Below are 17,812 nucleotides of genomic sequence, written 5' to 3' on the forward strand. Positions count from 1 at the left end.
GCGGAATTCACGCGCGGTTGAGGTTTCTTCGGAAGGGGCCGGGGGGAGGACGGCTTTACACCCGCGATCACTCTTAGCTGTGGCACGCCCACGGCCGGTCCCCTTCCGGTACTGGCACGAGACGTGATCGCCCCTTCCGAGGGCACACCCCCGTGCCACCGACCCACCGACCCATGACGAGGGGGCGCACCATGGACGCATTCACCGCAGGGCTCCTGCAGCGGATAAGGGCCACCGAGTCCGACATCGATCGTGCGCGCGAGGAAGGCGACGACTTCCTCGTCGAAGTCGAGCAGGCCGAGCTCGACGACCTGCGCCGCCTGGCCGCCGATCACGGCGTTCAGGTCGCCTGACCTGAGCATTGAGAAGGGCCCCACACCCGTCGGGTGTGGGGCCCTTCTCAATGCTCAGGGGCAACGGCTCGGCCCAGGAGAGCCACAGCTCAGTCGTGCCAGGCGCCCAGCGCCTCCAGGCGCCCCTGGAGGTCCTCGAACAGCCCGGGTGGTCCCGCCACCAGCAGGTCGCCCGACGGGCCCTCTCCGGGCCGTCCACCCACCAGCGCGCCCGCCTCCCGCGCGATGAGGTCGCCCGCGGCCAGGTCCCACGGGTTCAGACCCCGCTCGTAGTACGCGTCCAGGCGACCCACGGCCACGTCGCACAGGTCGATCGCCGCCGAGCCGCCGCGCCGGATGTCGCGCACCTGCGGGATCAGCTGCCGGGCCACCTCTGCCTGCCGGACCCGGCGCTCGGCGAGGTAGCCGAAGCCGGTGCCGAGCAGCGTCTGCTCGAACGGGGGCGCGGGGCGTACGGTCAGGCGCCGCTCATTGACGTACGCGCCCTGACCGAGCACGGCGCGGAACGTCTCGCCCTGCATCGGTACCGCGACCACGCCGACAAACGTCTCGCCGTCCTTGCGGGCCGCGATGGAAACGGCCCAAGCGGGGCGGCCGTAAAGGTAGTTGACCGTGCCGTCGATCGGGTCGATGACCCACTGCACGCCACTGGTCCCCTCGACGCTGGCGCCCTCCTCACCGAGGAAGCCGTCGGCGGGACGGTGCTCGGCGAGGAAACCGGTGATCAGCTTCTCGGAGGCGATGTCCATCTCGGTGACGACGTCGACCGCGCTGGACTTGGTCGCGGCCACGCCCAGGTCGTCGGGGCGGCCGTCGCGCAGGAAGGTGCCGGCGAGATCGGCGGCCTGGAGGGCGAGGTCGAGGAGTTCGGCCTTGAGCTGGTCGTCGGACACAGGTGGTTCCTTACGCGTAGGGGCTGTCGATGCCTGCCGCGGCCGGGCGCGGGGCGCGGGCCGGGCAGCAGCCGACCGGGCACAGGTCGTGGCTCGCGCCGAGCGTCCCGAGGGCGCAGCGCTCCGGGTCCGCGCCGCGCTCGGCGGCCGCGCGCTCCAGGACGAGGTCGCGGACGGCCCCGGCGAACCGCGGGTCCGCGCCGACCGTCGCCGAGCGGGCGACCGGGAGGCCGAGCTCGGCGGCCTTGGCGGTGGCCTCGGTGTCGAGGTCGTACAGGACCTCCATGTGGTCCGAGACGAACCCGATGGGGACCATGACGACCGCGGGGACGCCCGCGCCGTGCTGCTCCTCCAGGTGATCACAGATGTCGGGCTCGAGCCACGGGATGTGCGGGGCGCCGGAACGCGACTGGTAGACGAGCTGCCAGGGCCGGTCGACGCCGGTCTGCTCGCGTACGGCATCGGCGATCACCTGCGCGACGTCCAGATGCTGACGGACGTACGCACCGCCCTCGCCGTGCCCCTCGACCGGGCCGGAGGTGTCCGCCGCCGAGTCGGGGATGGAGTGCGTGGTGAAGGCGAGGTGTGCGCCGGTTCGTACGTCCTCGGGGAGGGACGCGAGCGATTCGAGTACGCCGTCGATCATGGGGCGTACGAAGCCGGGGTGGTTGAAGTACTGGCGCAGCTTGTCGATCTTCGGCAGCGGCAGGCCCTCGGCCTGCAGGGCGGCGAGCGAGTCGGCGAGGTTCTCGCGGTACTGGCGGCAGCCCGAGTACGAGGTGTAGGCGCTGGTGGTGAGGACCAGGATGCGGCGGTGGCCGTCGTTGACCATGTCGCGCAGGACGTCGGTGAGGTACGGGGCCCAGTTGCGGTTGCCCCAGTAGACCGGCAGGTCCAGGCCGTGCTCGGCGAAGTCCTTGCGCAGGGCGTCGAGCAGGGCGCGGTTCTGGGCGTTGATCGGGCTGATGCCGTCGAACAGGAAGTAGTGCTGCCCCACCTCCTTGAGCCGCTCCTTGGGGATGCCGCGGCCCTTGGTCACGTTCTCCAGGAACGGGACGACGTCGTCCGGGCCTTCGGGGCCGCCGAACGAGAGCAGCAGCAGGGCGTCATAGGGGGTGCAGTCAAGCGAGTCGGGCATGCCTTCGATCCTGCCACGTCCTGGCGAGGCGCTGGATTTGCCCCGAGAACCACGGTGCGGCCGCGCCGCGGCGGTCGTAAGCTGTATCGGCCACCTTCACGCCTTACCTGAGCCGCACCGGAGCAGTCCCTTGCCCAGCCCCTACCGCGAGATCTTCGCCTCCCCCGGCACGCGCGGCTTCTCCGCTGCCGGGTTTCTCGGGCGGCTGCCGCTGGCGATGATGGGCATCGGCATCGTGACGATGGTTTCGCAGGTCACGGGGCGGTACGGGCTTGCGGGGGCGCTGTCCGCGACCGTCGCGCTGTCGGCCGCCGTGATCGGGCCGCAGATCTCGCGCCTGGTCGACCGGCACGGGCAGCGGCGGGTGCTGCGGCCCGCGACGCTGATCTCGCTCGCCGCCGTCACCGGGCTGCTGATCTCGGTGCAGCTGGAGCTCGCGGACTGGGTGCTCTTCGTGTTCTCGGCCTTCGTCGGCTGCGTACCGAGTGTGGGATCGATGATCCGGTCGCGCTGGGCGGCGATCTACCGGATGAACTCCCGCAAGCTGCACACCGCGTACTCCTTCGAGTCCGTCGTCGACGAGGTGTGCTTCATCTTCGGGCCGATCGTCTCGATCGGCCTGTCCACGGTGTGGTTCCCGGAGGCGGGCCCGCTGCTCGCCGCGGTGTTCCTGGGCGTGGGCGTCTTCTGGCTGACCGCGCAGCGCGGCACGGAGCCCGTGCCGCACCCGCGCGAGCAGCACGGCAAGGGCTCGGCGCTGCGCTCGCCGGGACTGCAGGTCCTCGTACTGACCTTCGTCGCCACCGGCACGATCTTCGGCGCGATCGACGTGGTGACCGTCGCCTTCGCCGAGGAGGAGGGCCACAAGGCCCTGGCGAGCGTGGTGCTCGCGATCTACGCACTCGGCTCCTGCCTGGCCGGAGTCGTCTTCGGGCTGCTCCATCTCAAGGGGGCGCCCGCCCGCAGGTGGCTCCTTGGTGTGTGTGCGATGGCCGTGAGTATGATCCCGCTGCAACTGGTCGGGAGCCTTCCGTTCCTGGCCGCGGCGCTCTTTGTCGCGGGCCTCTCCATCGCACCGACGATGGTGACCACCATGGCCCTCGTCGAGCAGCACGTACCACGCGCGAAACTGACCGAAGGCATGACCTGGGTGAGCACGGGCCTCGCCGTCGGTATCGCGCTCGGCTCGTCGGCGGCCGGCTGGGTCATCGACTCGGCCGGGGCGGACGCCGGGTACGCGGTACCGGGAGTCGCCGGCGCCGCCGCGGTCGTCGTCGGGCTCCTGGGGTATCGCCGGCTGAACAGGCCGGTGCCGCAGCGGGGAGGGGCTCATGAGCAGCACGACGGAAAGCCGGCAGAGCACAGCGTGGCGTAACTGGGCGGGCAATGTCAGCGCCCGGCCCGTCTCGGAGGTCACGCCCGCCTCGGTCGACGAACTCGCCGCCGCCCTGCGCCGCGCGTCCGAGGACGGTCACAAGGTCAAGGCCGTCGGCACCGGGCACTCCTTCACCGCGGCCGCCGCCACCGACGGCGTCCTGATACGCCCCGATCTCCTCACCGGCATCCGCAGGATCGACCGCGAGGCCCGCACCGTCACGGTGGAGGCCGGCACCCCGCTCAAGCGCCTCAATCTCGCCCTGGCCCGCGAGGGCCTGTCGCTCACGAACATGGGCGACATCATGGAGCAGACCGTCGCGGGCGCCACCAGCACCGGCACCCACGGCACGGGCCGTGACTCGGCCTCGATCTCCGCACAGATCCGGGAACTTGAGCTGGTCACCGCGGACGGCCGGGTCCTCACGTGCTCCGAGAAGGAGAACGCGGACGTCTTCGCGGCCGCCCGGATCGGCATCGGCGCGCTCGGCGTCATCACCGCGATCACCTTCGCCGTGGAGCCGATCTTCCTGCTCACGGCCCGCGAGGAGCCCATGGGCTTCGACCGCGTGACGGACGAATTCGAGCAGCACTTCACCGAGAACGAGCACTTCGAGTTCTACTGGTTCCCGCACACCGGCAACTGCAACACCAAGCGCAACAACCGCAGCGCGGGCCCGGAGAAGCCGGTCGGCGCGGTCAGCGGCTTCTTCGAGGACGAGGTCCTCTCCAACGGCCTTTTCCAGGTGGTCAATTCACTGGGCCGGGCCGTCCCGGCCACCATCCCGTCGATCGCCAAGATCTCCAGCAAGGCGCTGTCCGCGCGTACGTACACGGACATCCCTTACAAGGTCTTCACCTCGCCGCGCCGGGTGCGCTTCGTGGAGATGGAGTACGCCGTCCCGCGCGAGGCCCTGGTCCCGGCGCTGCGTGAACTGCGCGCCATGGTCGAGGGTTCGGACCTGCGCGTCAGCTTCCCGGTCGAGGTCCGCACCGCCCCCGCCGACGACATCGCGCTGTCCACGGCGTCCGGCCGCGGCAGTGCGTACATCGCGGTGCACATGTACAAGGGCACGCCGTACCAGTCCTACTTCACCGCCGCCGAGCGCATCTTCACCGCGCACGAGGGCCGGCCGCACTGGGGCAAGGTGCACACGCGCGACGCGGACTACTTCGCCTCGGTCTATCCGCGCTTCGCCGAGTTCACCGCCCTGCGCGACCGCCTGGACCCGGACCGGCTCTTCGGCAACGACTACCTGCGCCGGGTCCTGGGCGACTGAGGCTATTCGCCGCTTCCCTGTTCCTGCTGCGGTACGTCCCCACTGCCGGTGCCGCCCGAGGGGTTGGGGGTCGGCGTCGGCGTGGGGGTCGGGGTGGGAGTCGGCGTCGGGGTGGGCTTGTCCGAGTGCGACGGGGTCGGGTCGGGCGTGGGGGTGTTGCCGCCCTGGGTCGGGTCGGTGCCCGGGGAGGACTGACCGTTGCCGGGGGTGTTGCTCGGGGAGTCCGACGGAGTCGTCGAGGGCGTCTTCTCGTCCGTCTCGGGCGGGGTGTTGTGGCCCTGCACGCCGTTGCTGAACGTGGTGCCGCCCCCGCCTGCGAAGGCCTCACCCGTCGCCAGTTCGTACGTGGTGATGCCGGCCATCGTCACTCCGAACACCACCGCGGCCCCGACCAACGGCCGCTTCCAGCTGCGGATCCGCTTCCCCTGCACCGAGGGCGCGCTGTACTCCTCGTACTCCTCGGCCGGTTCGCGCGGGACCGCCGTCCCGAGCAGCTGCGTCGCCTGATCACCCTGCGACCGCAGCACCATGGTCTCGTCCGCCCGGGACAACACCTGCGTCGCGTCAGCCGTCTTGAGGAGCTGGGTCTGCTCCGCGTCGGCCGTCGTGAAGAGCTGGGTCTTCTCCGCGTCGGCCGCGGCTCCCACGGTCGGCAGCACGGTCGTGGCGTCGCCGGCGCCTTCGGCCACGCCCCACGTGACAGTCGTCCCCGGGCCCGCGGTCTTCGCCGCACTCACGGTCGTCGCCGGACTCACTGTCGTCACCGGCCCCGGCTCATGAGCGCCCTCCGACCGGAAGGTCTCCGGCACCGGCCGGCCGTCGCTGCCCACCGGCACCTGCCGCGCCTTCGGCTTGGCCTTCACCGCGACTTCCCGGACCTGCTCGCCCGTACGCGAGAAGAAATGCTGGAAGACCGTGCCGCCGCAGGTGGCGATCACACTCACCAGACCGGCGCCGACGATCGTCCCGTACACACCGAAGCTTGACGCCAGCTTCGCCGCCACCACCGCGGCCACCGCGCTACCCGCGACCTGCGGCACACTCAGGTCGAGCTTCTTCTTCTCGCCCATCTCCGCCCCTTGCCTGCCTTTCCTCGCTGACTACACGAAGAACGACATTTGGGCGAAGTGAATAGTTCCGTTTCCGAAGATTCTGTGAAGCAGGCCACCTTTGTGATCAGCGGATTCGTGATCAACTGCGGCCAACTCCCTTGCCCCGCGAGAACTTCGGCGGCGCGGCGGTCCACTCCCGTGGCCCGAATGGAGTACTGTTGCGAGCCCTGGGTCCGGTCTCCAGCCTGGGTGCTCGGGGGCTTTCTCGTCAGAGTGGCAGCCCTCCGGGAGGGGGCTCGCTGCACAGGGTGACCAATTCGGTCACTTAGCGTTGCGAATAGGTAACCGTGCCATAACGGCGGTCCAGGGCCCACGCCCGACACGCCGGGCAACTCGGCAAGGTTGTGGCAGGCTGCACCCGGGCAGGCCACACTCGACTAGCGGAAGCAGCGACGCACGTGACGTCGGCAGGCACCACCCGGGAGGTCCCCATGCCCGAACTGCGTGTCGTGGCCGTCTCCAATGACGGCACACGGCTGGTGCTGAAGGCTGCGGACTCGACGGAGTACACGCTTCCGATCGACGAACGTCTGCGCGCCGCTGTGCGCGGTGACCGTCCACGCCTCGGCCAGATCGAGATCGAGGTGGAGAGCCATCTCCGCCCCCGCGACATCCAGGCCCGCATAAGGGCAGGCGCCTCCGCCGAGGAGGTCGCTCAACTCGCCGGAATCCCCGTCGACCGGGTACGCCGCTTCGAGGGCCCCGTCCTCGCCGAGCGCGCGTTCATGGCCGAGCGGGCCCGCAAGACTCCGGTCCGGCGCCCCGGTGAGAACGCCGGGCCGCAGCTCGGCGACGCCGTGCAGGAGCGGCTGTTGCTGCGCGGCGCCGACAAGGAGTCCGTGCAGTGGGACTCCTGGCGCCGGGACGACGGCACCTGGGAAGTCCTGCTCGTCTACCGCGTCGCCGGTGAGCCGCACTCCGCGAGCTGGACGTACGACCCGCCGCGTCGCCTGGTCCAGGCCGTGGACGACGAGGCGCGCTCGCTCATCGGCGAGTCCGACGACATCGCGGCGCCGCCGCCCGAGCCGAGCTTCCCGTTCGTGCCGCGGATCGCGCGGCTGCCTCGGGACCGGCCCCTCGACCGTGCGCTCGACCGGCAGTTGGAGCGGCCCGAGCGGCCGAGCGTGCCCGCGCCCACACCTTCGCCGGATCCGATGGAGGAGAGCACGGCCGCGTCCGCCTCTGCTTCCGTCTCCGCGCAGGAGCGGGACTCGCTGACCAGCCTCCTGGAAGCGGTGCCCAGCTTCCGGGGCGACATGATCGTGCCCGAGCGGCCCTCGGCTGCTTCCGCATCCGCTTCCGGGTCGACTGCCACGGATCTTCCTCCGACGGAGGAGCCCGTGGTGGAGCCCGAGGCGGAGGAGCCGCCCGCGGCGTCCGCCGGGGCCGGGTCGGCGTATGCGGATGTGCTCATGCCGCGGTCCGTGGCGGGGCATCGGGATCGGCTTGTCGGTACGACGGATCGGCAGGCCGAGGCGGACGGGGTTCGGCCCGGTCGCCGGGCCGCTGTGCCCAGTTGGGACGAGATCGTGTTCGGTACGCGGCGGAAGAAGTCGCAGGAGTAGTTTTCCCCACCCCGCCCCTTCCCGAAATTCTGCGGAGCCTTCCGCCCTTCGGGCGGTGTCCTCAAACGCCGGACGGGCTGGTTCTACCAGCCCGTCCGGCGTTTTGAGCGATCAGCCTCGTTCAGGGCCCGTCGCCACCGGACGCGATGCGTCCGACGACCACTCCGACCATGAGCCGGGGTACAGCGCCGCCTCGTAACCCGCCACCGCCAGCGCCAGCACCTCGTGGGCGCCCGAGACGCCCGAGCCGCAGTACACGCCGACCTCGGGCGCGTCCGAAGCGCCCAGGGACTTGAACCGATCCGCCAGCTCGCCGGCAGGCAGGAAGCGGCCGTCCGGGCCGACGTTCGAAGTCGTCGGGGCCGAGACCGCGCCGGGGATGTGCCCGCCCACGCGGTCGATCGGCTCCACATCGCCCCGGTAGCGCTCCGCCGCACGGGCGTCGAGCAGCAGTCCGGAGCGGGCAAGCGCGGCCGCCGCGTCCGCGTCCAGGGCGGGGACGGCGCCGGGTGCCGGGGTGAAGGAGCCCGGCGCGGGTGCGGCCACCTCGGTCGACAAGGGGCCCGTCCACGCGGCGAGGCCGCCGTCGAGGACACGTACCGACTGATGCCCCGTCCAGCGGAGCAGCCACCAGGCCCGCGCGGCCGCCCAGCCCTGCCCGCCGTCGTACACGACCACCGCGCGGTCGGCCGAGACCCCGGCCGCCCGCATCGCCGCGCCGAAGACGTCCGGGTCCGGCAGCGGATGGCGGCCCCCGGCGCCCGCCGGACCGGCCAGGGACGCGTCGAGGTCGACGAAGACGGCGCCGGGGATGTGCCCGGCGGCGTACTCGGCGCGGCCGTCGAAGGCGGGCTCGCCCGCGGCCTTCGCGACGCTCAGCTGCCAGCGGACATCCAGGAGAACCGGCGGATACTCCCCCGCCGACTCGCTCGCAAGTTCGGATGCGGTGATGATGGGATTCATGGGCACATCCTTGCGTAAGGCCTGGCCGGGTTGCGCACGGGCGGCTAGCCTGCCCGCCGGGCGGTGAGCTGATCGTCACCGGACGACTACCGCGCGGAATGGTCGCTGCCGCCCAGAACGCGGCGGGTGACAGCAAACCGGGCATCCTCCCGCGGGAACCCGCCAAGTGCGGACCGGCCGGAGCGCGGGGTGCGACAGGTGGTGCAAGCATCTGCTCCGGCACGCAGGTGGCTCACCATGACGGTCCGAGGAGAGAGTGACGATGACCGAGTCCGCAGCTCGGCACACGCCCGGCACGCCCTGCTGGGTGAGCCTGATGGTGCATGGAATGGGCGCGACGCAGGACTTCTACGGCGCGCTGTTCGGCTGGGAGTTCGGGCCGGGGCCCGAGCAGCTCGGCCCCTATGTCCGCGCGCTGCTCGACGGCCGTGAGGTCGCCGGGATCGGACAGCTGCCGCCCGACCGGCATCTGCCGATCGCCTGGACGCCCTATCTGGCCACGGACGACGTGGACCTCACCGCAGAGACGATTCGGCACTGCGGCGGCACCGTCGGTGTGGGGCCGATCGACGCCGGCAAGGCCGGGCGGATGGCCATCGCCTCCGACCCCGCGGGCGCCGTCTTCGGCGTCTGGCAGGCCGCCGAGCACCTCGGCTCCCAGCTGTGGGGGGTGCCGGGAACCCCGGTGTGGAACGAGCTGGTGACGCGGGACACGGCCTCGGTCGGCAAGTTCTACCAGTGCGTCTACGGGTACGAGGAGGAGGCCGTCGTCTCGGCCGACTTCGACTATCTGACCCTGCACCTGGACGGCCGCCCGGTCGCCGGGATCCACGGCGTGGGGCACGGGCTGCCACGGGACCGGGGCTCGCACTGGATCACGTACTTCGAGGTCGCCGACGTGGACGAGGCGGTGGAGCATGTCGGCGTGCTCGGTGGGCATGTGCTGCGGGCGCCGCGGGACAGCGCGCACGGGCGCCTCGCGACCGTCGCGGACCCGGAGGGCGCCACCTTCAACGTGGTGCGGAGCGCCGGTCGTTGAGCTGCGGGTCCTGTTGCTCCAGCGCTGCCGGCCGGGCCCGTTCGCGGGTCAGGGCGTTGATGATCTCGCGGGCCTGGAGCGGATCGGCCGGCAGCACGTGTGAGGCGAACCAGCGGGCGGCCGTCGGATCGGGGGACGGCTCGACGAACTCCGGGCCCGCGTAGTCGTCGAGCGGAGGGTCGTAGACGTACCCGGCGACCACCCCGTGGTGCACCAGGCGTTCGATGAGGGCGTCGCGGTCGTGGACCAGGAGCGGCGCCCGGAAGAGGGGCGGCGGGCCGTCCGGCGCGCTCGCCGGAACGTGCAGCGCGGGCGAGGCCCAGGTGGTGGCCGACAGGAGCGAGACACCGATCCTGCGCCGGGCGAGACCGGCGTCGAGCCGGGCCATCCGCAGCTCCAACTGGCCCCGGACCAGGGCCCCGTGGCGGGAGCGGAAGCCGTGCAGGTCGACGCGGACCCACGGCTCGTACGCGGTCAGGCTCGGCGCCTCACGGGCGCAGTCGGCGAGGCGTGGGGCGTGCAGGGCCATGCGGAAGGCGTCGCGCTCCAGGAGGCCGAGGCGTTGCAGGGTGCGCCACACCGGGCGGACCAGATGGAGGGAGCGTACGGCCGACCGGGCGAGCGGGCGCAGGGTCGTGGTCAGGTCGGTGTGCAGACGGCGGGGGGTGAGGAGTTCGTCGCGCAGCAGCTCCAACTCCTGCCTGGTGGCCGCGTCTTCGACGGCGAGGAAGCCGCCGGCCATCGCGGCCGCGTGCTTGGACAGGCTGAAGGCCGCGGCCTTTCCGAACGTCCCGATCGGCCGGCCGGCCACGTCCGTGCCGATGGCGTGTGCCGCGTCCTCGATGAGGGGGATGCCCAACTCGTCGCAGCGGGCCCGGAGTTCGACGACGCGGTCCGGGATTCCGTAGAGGTTCGAGGTCAGTACGGCGTCCACGCCGCGCCAGGTGGCTTCCGAGACGGCGGCCGGGTCGATGTTGCCGTCCGCCGGGGACACCGGGGCCTGCACCGGGCGCAGTCCGGCCGCGAGGACCACGAAGAGGATCACGTCGTCGGTCACCGGTGACATCAGCACCCGTGCGCCGGGGCGGCACCAGTGGCGCAGCGCGAGGTAGAGGGCGAGGCGGGCCGAGGGCGTGTAGACGCACTCCCGGCCGAGCCGCCGGTTCATCGTCGCGGCGAGCCGCGAGCCGTACGGCATCGTCACCTCGCCCTGCCGGAGCCGGGCCGGGACCCGGAACCCGCCTTGTCCGAGGTGCGCAGCGTGCCGACCGTCTTGAGGAGCCGGTCGGCCGGTTCGCGCAGCCGGGGGTGGGCAAGGACCGTGTTCCGCAGGCCGCGCACGGGCCTGCGCCACAGGCGGTGGGCCGCCGCCACCGGGTGCGGGCGGGTCGCGAAGCCCTCGCCCACGCGCAGCTCGCGGGTCTTGAGCCAGTCCTTCCACTCCTTGTCGCCGCGCCCCAGGTCCATCAGCCGCACGCCCTGCCGGCTCGCGGCCTCGGCCATCCGCAGATGCATGATCAACCCCGGTGAGTAGTAGCGGAGTTCGGGGTCGTACGCGGTGAACCACGGCGCGAAGACCGTGCGCGATCGGGGCCCGAAGTGTGCGGCGACCGGCCGGTCACCCGCGTACACGACGGAAAGCACCCCGGTGAAGTGCTCCTCGCGGACCTGGAACAGGTCGTCCACGAGCCGCACTATCCACGGCCGCGCGAACCGGTCCATCCGGCCCGTCCTGCGGTACTGGGCGGACTTCCACCGCATGAGGGTGCGCAGCACCCGTGGGTCGCGCTCGTCGAAGACGAAGCGCATCTCGCCCAGGTCGCGCCCGAGGCGGCGCTCCTTCTTGAGCGTCGTCTTGGCCAGGCCGGGGTATGTGCCGCGCAGCCACTCCGGGTAGCTGCCGTGGCCGTCCTTGAGGTCGATGACCGGGGAGGAGAACGCCCCGGTGACGTACCGGCTGAAGGGCTTCTGCTCCTCCACGAGGTGGTCGAACTCGAAGACGGAGAGGCCGCAGGCGCGCAGCAGTTCCCGGGCGTCCCAGGTGACGCCCGGGCGGTGCACCAGGGCCTGGCAGTCGGAGAGGCCGAGGCCGATGGCGCGGCCGACGCCGAAGGTGCCCCGCTCGTAGGGCAGGAAGCCGACCGGCTCGCCGCGCTCGTGCAGGACCGCCAGCTGCGCGCCGCCGCGGTGTCTGCCGATGCCGGCCGCGAACTCCGGTGCCAGGAAAGGGTTTGCGTAATCGGGCGACTCGTCCATCGCGCGGTGCCAGGCCGCGCGGAGCGAGGTGTTCAGCTCGTCGGGTCTGTGGATCGATATGTCCATCTCAGATCAACCGCCCTTCCGCATGGCCGACCGCCCCCGGTGCCCCCCATGACGCGCGGGCGCGTCATGCCAGTTCCGTGCCGATGTGCGGCGGGGCTCAAAGGTCGCGAAACAGTACGCACACTGTCAAGGGTGTCCGACGTACCGGAAGAGTTCGCAAGGGTGCGGATCGGCCCTCATATCGGCCGGTCCTGCCGCAGCCGTGCGAACAGCCGGCGTGCCCGGTCCGCGTCCCAGCGCACCGCGCTGCCCTTCGAGGTGGGGATGCCGACCGCCGACACCGGTACGTTGATGCGTCTGCCGTGGCCGCCGCTCACGCCCTGGACCGCGCGGACCAGGGCGACCAGGTCGCGCAGGCCCATCTCCTCGTCCACCACGAGGGTGTCCAGGCCCGCGCTCAGGGCCGGGTAGAGCGCGCCCGGGTCGAGCACCGTGTCCGCGGTGGCGGCCCGGTGGGCCAGGGCCGACAGGAACTTCTGCTGGTTGAGGGTGCGTCCGAGGTCGCCCTCGGCCTCCTGGTGACGCTGCCGTACGAAGGCGAGCGCGTCGGTGCCGTCGAGTCTCTGGCAGCCCTTCTTGAGGTCGGCGCCCGACTTCTCGTCCCTGATGTCCCGTTCCAGGCACATGTCGACGCCGCCGATCGCGTCCACGATGTGCACGAATCCGGCGAAGCCGATCTCCGCGTAGTGGTCGATGCGCAGGCCGGTGTTGAACTCGACGGTGCGGGCGAGGAGTTCGGGGCCGCCGTCCGCGAAGGCCGCGTTGAGTTTGTTCTTGGCCGGCTCCGTGCGCTTGCCGGTGGAGGGGCGCAGGTACGACGGGATGGTCACCCAGGAGTCGCGGGGCAGGCTGACCATGGTGGTGCCGGATGCTCCGGTGTGCAGCAGGATCATCGAGTCGGTGCGGCGCCCGGAGACCGCGCCGGTGTGCAGATCCTTCTGCTGGTCCGGGGTCAGGCCCGCGCGGCTGTCGGAGCCGACGATCAGGTACGTGGTGCCCGCGCCGGGCGGGGGCCGGTGGCCGTACGCGCCCAGGTCGACATCGCGGTTGAGCCGGGTCTCGGCCCAGGCGAAGGTGGCGACGGGCACGGCGAGGACGGCGGCGAGCAGGACGAGCAGCAGGCGGCGCAGGGGCCGGCGGCGCTTTCGGCGGCGTGGGCGGGGGCTCCGGGGTGGTGGCCTGAGGGGCGTGGGGGTCTCGTCCCGCCACATGGGGGTCTCGTCCCGCCACAGGGGGGCCTCGTCCCGCCACAGCGGCCCGGACAGGTCAGCCTCGTCCCGCATGGCTCAACTCCTTGCGCAGGTGTTGGTCGCTGGTGCCGGAGCGCAGCATGCGGTGCCACTTCAGGCGGGTGCCGAGCAGTGCGGTGATCACGGACTGGATGACCACCAGGTAGAGCAGCTGCCGGTAGACGAACAGCTGCAGCGGCAGCGACCACAGGTCCCGCAGCCGCTCCCCGTCCAGGCGCAGTGCGTACCCGGCGGTGATCAGCTGCACGGCGAGGAAGCCGAGCCAGACGGCGAGCGCCTGGGCGGGGTCGCGGAAGCAGATCCCGTAGAGGGCGAAGACGTCGACGACCGGGGCGAACAGCGGGAGCACGATCTGGAAGAGCGTGAGGTACGTGAGGCCCCGGCGTCCGAACCGGCCGGCCGGGCCCATCTCCACCAGGGCCCGGCGGTGCTTCCACATCGACTGCAGGGTGCCGTAGCACCAGCGGTAGCGCTGGCGCCACAACTGGCCCAGGGTGCCGGGCACTTCGGTCCAGGCGATCGCCGACTCCTCGTACACGACCCGCCAGCCCGCCCGCCACAGCGCCATGGTCAGATCGGTGTCCTCGGCGAGGGTGTCCTCGCTGACGCCGCCGATGCCCATGAGGGCGTCCCGGCGGAAGGCCCCGATGGCGCCGGGCACGGTCGGCATGCACTCCAGGACCTCGAACATGCGCCGGTCCAGGTTGAAGCCGATCACGTACTCCAGGTGCTGCCAACGGCCGAGGAGGCGGCGCCTGTTGCCGACCTTGGTGTTGCCGCTGACCGCTCCGACGGCGGCGTGGGCGAGCGGCTGGACCAGGCGGTACAGGGCGTCGGGTTCGAAGACGGTGTCGGCGTCGACCATGACCACGATGTCGTGCCGGGCGTGCCCGAGGCCGGTGTTGAGGGCCTTGGGCTTGCCGCCGTTGGACCGGCGTACGACGGTCACCCGGGGGTCGCCGATGGCTTCGGCGAGGTCGGCCGTGGCGTCGGTGGAGCCGTCGTCGATCACGACGATCTGCAACTGCGGGTACTGGGAGGCGAGCAGGGAACGGACGGTGGCGACGATGCCCGCCTCCTCGTTGTGCGCGGGCACGAGCACCGTCACCGGTTCCAGGACTTCCCGCAGCCGGGGCGCGCCGGGCCTCCTGCGGCCCGTGCGGCGTACGTGGGCGCGGGCGAACAGGGCGAGCAGGACGAGGCGAAGGACGCCCAGGGCGCCCGCGATGCCGAGCACCCAGGCCATCATGCGGGTGAAGGCATGGCCGAGCGTCTGCGCCCACAACAGGCCCTCGCCCTTGACCCGTTGGGCCATGGAGACGGGGATGGTGAGCGTGGGCCGGCCGAGCCCGGCGGTGACGGTGGTGAACTTGTCGACGCGGCGGTTGCCGAGCAGGGCCCGCGCCTCCCGGTAGCCGAGGTCGGTGTGGCTGTACTGCCGTACGACGCCCTCGGCGGGCTTGCGCGACTTGTGGTCGGCGGCCACCAGGAGGTAGCCCTGGGCGGCCGCACGGCGGGCGGCGCCCCACTCGGCGCCGCACAGGGTGTCGGCGGCCGTGGTGTGGGGCAGGCGCAGGAGCCGGGTGTTGACGCCCGCCGTGCCCGCGAGGGCGGTCTGGGTGAGCGACAGTTCGAGGCGGGAGCGGATCGTGGAGGCGGTGCCCAGATCGCCGCCGGTGTAGGTGTACGAGCCGATCTCGTGCCCCTCCGCCCGGATCCTGCGCACGAGGGCCGGGTGCCGCGCGGCCTCGGCTCCGTACAGGAAGAACGTGGCCTGGGCGTGGTGCCTGCGCAGCAGGTCGAGCAGGCGGGGCGTCCAGGTCGGGTCGGGGCCGCCGTTGAAGGTGAGCGCGGCGGTGCGCGGGGGCATGCCGGCGGTCTCGATGCGGTCACCGGTGATGCGCAGGACCGGGTCGCCGTTGTCGGCGGCTCGCGGAATGGGCCTGGTGCAGGGGCGTTTGGAGCGTGCGGCGTCCACTTCGTGGGTGGTCCAGCCCTCGAAGAGCAGGGCGGTGGTGACCACGGGGAGGACGAGGAAGAGCAGGATCCAGTGGCCGCGGGGCGTAGGTCGCAGCGCGTGCCGGGGGCTCACCGGCGGGCCGCCGGTGAGGCGGGACGGGGTGCGGGCCGGTGCGGCGGGGTGGGGCTCGGGTGTGCGTCGGCGGGCTCGGAGTCGCTGGGCTCGGAGTCGGCGGGCTCGGAGTCGTGCCGTGCGTTGCCGGTCGGCAGCGGCTCGTACATCGTCGGCGGTGTTCTGTCCGCGGGCGGCTGCACGGCTTCGAGGACGACGGTGAGGAAGACCAGATATCCGGCGCAGGCACAGCCGAGTACTGCGGCGAGGGAGCGCAGGACCCGTCTGCGCCGTCCCGAACGCTCAATGAATACGGGGCGGTTGCGGCGACCGAGCCGCCTGCCGCGGGTCATGCCGCGCACGGGGCGCTTGCGGTGCGGTGGTGACGTATGCGGGTGGGGGGAAATGCCGCGCTGGACACTGGGTGCTCCTGTGGGGGGTGAGCAATGTTGACTGTGGGACGTGTGGGACGTGTGCCGCACGGTGACCGTACGGCGCACCTGTGACGTGATGTGATCGCTCTTGGTTCCTTCCTGTTTCCTTCGTTTCCTTCGTTTCCTTCGGAGCGGGCACACTCACAGCAACACACAGTCCGGCCCCACGTTCCTGACAGCCGGCGGCCCTAACGTCCTGCCCCATGAGTGAAGAGACCAGCCAAGGACCGGCACACAAGCGGGAGTTGACGCGGCGCAAGGTCGTGGTCGCGGGCGGTGCCGCGGTCGCCGCCGTCGGTGTCGGCGGCACCCTGGCCGTCACGGCGTCCGCCGGGGAGACGGGCGCCGGAGGCGGCAAGGGCGGCGACGGGGAGGCCTGTTACCGGCTCACCTCCCAGACCACCGAGGGCCCCTACTACATCGACGCCGACAAGATCCGCAAGGACATCACCGAGGACAGGGAAGGCATACCGCTGACCCTGCGCCTCAAGGTGATCGACTCCGACACCTGCAAGCCGCTGCGGGGCGCCGCCGTCGACATCTGGCACTGCGACGCACTCGGCATCTACTCGGGCTACGAGTCGCTGTCGACCGGCGGCGGCCCCGGCGGCGGCACGCCCCCGAGCGGCACCCCGTCCGGCGAACCCCCGACCGACGCGCCCTCCGGGACGCCGACGGGCTCTCCCCCGCCCGGCGGCGGCGGTGGCGGCCACGAGGAGCCCACCGACGACGAGCGCTACCTGCGCGGCACCCGGCTCACCGACCGGCACGGCTTCGTGGAGTTCGAGACGATCTTCCCCGGCTGGTACCGCGGCCGCTGCGTGCACGTCCACACCAAGGTGCACGTCGGCGGCAAGATGACCGACTCCGGCTACGAGGGCGGCAACACCTGCCACACCGGCCAGTTCTTCTTCGCCGAGGAGGCCGTGCTCGCGGCGGCGGAGGTCGAGCCGTACGCGACGTCGACGACGGAACGTACGACCCTGACCGAGGACACGATCTACGACGGGAGCGGCGTGCAGGGCGGCCTGCTCAAGCTCAAGTACCGGCGCAAGGACATCGCCAGGGGCGCCATCGGGACGATCACGATGGGCGTCGACCCGGACGAGACCCACACGGGTACGGATTGACCCCACGCAGGAAGGGGCCGGCACCCACACGGGAACGGACCGGGAACGGACCGGGAACAGACCGGGCGCAGACTAAACTAAACGGTGTAGTATTTGGTGTGTCACTGATACACCGAATCAACACCGAGGACGATGACGATGAGCCCCGACCCCATCGCCGACGAGCGGGACGAGTTCGGCATCCCGATCGTCCCCGCCGTCTCGAACGTGTCGCAGCGCAAGCGGGAGTCCATCGTCGAGGCCGCGACCGACGAATTCCTCACCCAGGGGTACGCGGCCGCCTCGGTGGACACCATCGCCTCGCGCGCGGGCGTCTCCAAGCCGACGGTCTACAAGCACTTCGGCAACAAGGAGCGGCTCTTCCTCGCCGTCATCGCCGGCTGTCTGCCGAAGACGTACGCGGACCTCAAGCCGCTCAACTCCCATATCGCCGAAGCCCCGGACCTGCGCGCCGCCCTCATCGAGCTCAGCAGCGAGTGGGCCCGGATCCTGCTGAGCGACGACATCATGCGCCTGCGCCGCCTGTGCATCGGCGAGGTCAGCCGCTTTCCGCAGCTCGGCGACCTCTGGTACCGGGTCAGCTACGACATGAACAACGGCCCGCTGATCAAGGCCTTCACCGAGCTCGACGCGCGCGGCGAGCTCGACGCCCCCGATCCGGTGCTCGCCGTGCAGCAGCTGGTCGCCGTCAGCCTCGGCGTCCCTCAGCTGGTCAAGACCTTCCGGCCGGACGCGGAGTTCGAGGCCGAGGAGCTGACCCGGGTGATCACTTCGGGGGTCGACACCTTTCTGGCCCGGTATGCCCCAGGACGCACCTCCGCATCCTGAGACTTGGCCCCACGGGCTTGTGGCCTTGATCGACACCAGGTAGAGATACGCAGCCGTATC

At 71.5% G+C, this 17,812-nt stretch carries 16 protein-coding genes; 7 read left to right on the forward strand and 9 right to left on the reverse strand.

Features of this window, described 5'->3' with window-relative positions:
• The first annotated feature begins 191 nt into the window (after positions 1-191).
• Positions 192-353: a hypothetical protein gene (locus OG430_RS14455; protein WP_327352893.1), complete on the forward strand. Its 162-nt coding sequence runs from the start codon at positions 192-194 to the stop codon at positions 351-353.
• A gap of 89 nt (positions 354-442) precedes the next feature.
• On the opposite strand, the gene OG430_RS14460 is transcribed toward OG430_RS14455, so the two are convergent.
• Positions 443-1,246, reverse strand: a complete 804-nt coding sequence (locus OG430_RS14460) for an inositol monophosphatase family protein (RefSeq protein ID WP_327352894.1) — start codon at positions 1,244-1,246, stop codon at positions 443-445.
• Between the two features lie 10 nt (positions 1,247-1,256).
• Positions 1,257-2,384 carry a ferrochelatase gene (locus OG430_RS14465; protein ID WP_327352895.1) on the reverse strand — a complete coding sequence of 376 codons (1,128 nt, stop codon included), beginning with the start codon at positions 2,382-2,384 and terminating at the stop codon, positions 1,257-1,259.
• 130 nt (positions 2,385-2,514) lie between these two features.
• Here OG430_RS14465 and OG430_RS14470 point away from each other — a divergent pair, with 130 nt between their 5' ends.
• Together OG430_RS14470 and OG430_RS14475 are read left to right on the forward strand one after the other, a co-directional pair.
• Positions 2,515-3,759, forward strand: a complete 1,245-nt coding sequence (locus OG430_RS14470; protein ID WP_327352896.1) for an MFS transporter — start codon at positions 2,515-2,517, stop codon at positions 3,757-3,759.
• Positions 3,716-5,038 carry a D-arabinono-1,4-lactone oxidase gene (locus OG430_RS14475; protein ID WP_327352897.1) on the forward strand — a complete coding sequence of 441 codons (1,323 nt, stop codon included), beginning with the start codon at positions 3,716-3,718 and terminating at the stop codon, positions 5,036-5,038. The genes OG430_RS14470 and OG430_RS14475 overlap by 44 nt, the downstream gene beginning before the upstream one ends.
• Positions 5,039-5,040: 2 nt before the next feature.
• Here the strand turns inward: OG430_RS14475 and OG430_RS14480 are convergent, their stop codons facing one another.
• A complete protein-coding gene (locus tag OG430_RS14480; RefSeq protein WP_327352898.1) occupies positions 5,041-6,108 on the reverse strand; it encodes a hypothetical protein in 1,068 nt (355 codons plus the stop codon).
• Positions 6,109-6,581: 473 nt separating this feature from the next.
• On the opposite strand from OG430_RS14480, the gene sepH reads away from it, so the two are divergent.
• Entirely contained in the window at positions 6,582-7,715 is a 1,134-nt protein-coding gene (gene sepH, locus OG430_RS14485) for a septation protein SepH (RefSeq protein WP_327352899.1), read from the forward strand.
• 111 nt (positions 7,716-7,826) lie between these two features.
• On the opposite strand, the gene OG430_RS14490 is transcribed toward sepH, so the two are convergent.
• Positions 7,827-8,678, reverse strand: coding sequence for a sulfurtransferase (locus OG430_RS14490; RefSeq protein WP_327352900.1), 852 nt, complete (start codon positions 8,676-8,678; stop codon positions 7,827-7,829).
• Positions 8,679-8,940: 262 nt separating this feature from the next.
• Between OG430_RS14490 and OG430_RS14495 the strand changes: the two genes are divergently transcribed.
• Positions 8,941-9,717, forward strand: coding sequence for a VOC family protein (locus OG430_RS14495; protein WP_327352901.1), 777 nt, complete (start codon positions 8,941-8,943; stop codon positions 9,715-9,717).
• Here the strand turns inward: OG430_RS14495 and OG430_RS14500 are convergent.
• The 5 genes from OG430_RS14500 to OG430_RS14520 form a co-directional block, all read right to left on the reverse strand.
• A complete protein-coding gene (locus OG430_RS14500) occupies positions 9,689-10,915 on the reverse strand; it encodes a DegT/DnrJ/EryC1/StrS family aminotransferase (protein WP_327359093.1) in 1,227 nt (408 codons plus the stop codon). The genes OG430_RS14495 and OG430_RS14500 overlap by 29 nt on opposite strands.
• A gap of 2 nt (positions 10,916-10,917) precedes the next feature.
• Positions 10,918-12,039 carry a GNAT family N-acetyltransferase gene (locus tag OG430_RS14505; RefSeq protein WP_327352902.1) on the reverse strand — a complete coding sequence of 374 codons (1,122 nt, stop codon included), beginning with the start codon at positions 12,037-12,039 and terminating at the stop codon, positions 10,918-10,920.
• 176 nt (positions 12,040-12,215) lie between these two features.
• The gene (locus OG430_RS14510) at positions 12,216-13,322 is read right to left on the reverse strand and encodes an LCP family protein (RefSeq protein WP_327352903.1); all 1,107 of its coding nucleotides are present in this window, start codon (positions 13,320-13,322) and stop codon (positions 12,216-12,218) included.
• Complete coding sequence (locus OG430_RS14515) at positions 13,306-15,381, reverse strand: bifunctional polysaccharide deacetylase/glycosyltransferase family 2 protein (RefSeq protein WP_327352904.1); 2,076 nt, start codon at positions 15,379-15,381, stop codon at positions 13,306-13,308. The genes OG430_RS14510 and OG430_RS14515 overlap by 17 nt, the downstream gene beginning before the upstream one ends.
• Complete coding sequence (locus OG430_RS14520; RefSeq protein WP_327352905.1) at positions 15,378-15,713, reverse strand: hypothetical protein; 336 nt, start codon at positions 15,711-15,713, stop codon at positions 15,378-15,380. The genes OG430_RS14515 and OG430_RS14520 overlap by 4 nt, the downstream gene beginning before the upstream one ends.
• 284 nt (positions 15,714-15,997) lie before the next feature.
• Here OG430_RS14520 and OG430_RS14525 point away from each other — a divergent pair, with 284 nt between their 5' ends.
• Together OG430_RS14525 and OG430_RS14530 are read left to right on the forward strand one after the other, a co-directional pair.
• Positions 15,998-16,924 carry an intradiol ring-cleavage dioxygenase gene (locus OG430_RS14525; protein ID WP_327352906.1) on the forward strand — a complete coding sequence of 309 codons (927 nt, stop codon included), beginning with the start codon at positions 15,998-16,000 and terminating at the stop codon, positions 16,922-16,924.
• Between the two features lie 138 nt (positions 16,925-17,062).
• Positions 17,063-17,752, forward strand: coding sequence for a TetR/AcrR family transcriptional regulator (locus OG430_RS14530; RefSeq protein ID WP_327352907.1), 690 nt, complete (start codon positions 17,063-17,065; stop codon positions 17,750-17,752).
• Positions 17,753-17,812: the final 60 nt, after the last annotated feature.

It is taken from the genome of Streptomyces sp. NBC_01304 (genome assembly GCF_035975855.1).
Lineage (GTDB): Bacteria > Actinomycetota > Actinomycetes > Streptomycetales > Streptomycetaceae > Streptomyces.

Bases quoted from the DNA above. Each gene is read 5' to 3' on its own strand.
- OG430_RS14455 (WP_327352893.1), top strand. From the start codon at position 192: ATGGACGCATTCACCGCAGGGCTCCTGCAGCGGATAAGGGCCACCGAG.
- OG430_RS14465 (WP_327352895.1), bottom strand. From the start codon at position 2,384: ATGCCCGACTCGCTTGACTGCACCCCCTATGACGCCCTGCTGCTGCTC.
- OG430_RS14475 (WP_327352897.1), top strand. From the start codon at position 3,716: ATGAGCAGCACGACGGAAAGCCGGCAGAGCACAGCGTGGCGTAACTGG.
- OG430_RS14480 (WP_327352898.1), bottom strand. From the start codon at position 6,108: ATGGGCGAGAAGAAGAAGCTCGACCTGAGTGTGCCGCAGGTCGCGGGT.
- sepH (WP_327352899.1), top strand. From the start codon at position 6,582: ATGCCCGAACTGCGTGTCGTGGCCGTCTCCAATGACGGCACACGGCTG.
- OG430_RS14490 (WP_327352900.1), bottom strand. From the start codon at position 8,678: ATGAATCCCATCATCACCGCATCCGAACTTGCGAGCGAGTCGGCGGGG.
- OG430_RS14495 (WP_327352901.1), top strand. From the start codon at position 8,941: ATGACCGAGTCCGCAGCTCGGCACACGCCCGGCACGCCCTGCTGGGTG.
- OG430_RS14500 (WP_327359093.1), bottom strand. From the start codon at position 10,915: ATGCCGTACGGCTCGCGGCTCGCCGCGACGATGAACCGGCGGCTCGGC.
- OG430_RS14505 (WP_327352902.1), bottom strand. From the start codon at position 12,039: ATGGACATATCGATCCACAGACCCGACGAGCTGAACACCTCGCTCCGC.
- OG430_RS14510 (WP_327352903.1), bottom strand. From the start codon at position 13,322: ATGCGGGACGAGGCTGACCTGTCCGGGCCGCTGTGGCGGGACGAGGCC.
- OG430_RS14520 (WP_327352905.1), bottom strand. From the start codon at position 15,713: ATGACCCGCGGCAGGCGGCTCGGTCGCCGCAACCGCCCCGTATTCATT.
- OG430_RS14525 (WP_327352906.1), top strand. From the start codon at position 15,998: ATGAGTGAAGAGACCAGCCAAGGACCGGCACACAAGCGGGAGTTGACG.
- OG430_RS14530 (WP_327352907.1), top strand. From the start codon at position 17,063: ATGAGCCCCGACCCCATCGCCGACGAGCGGGACGAGTTCGGCATCCCG.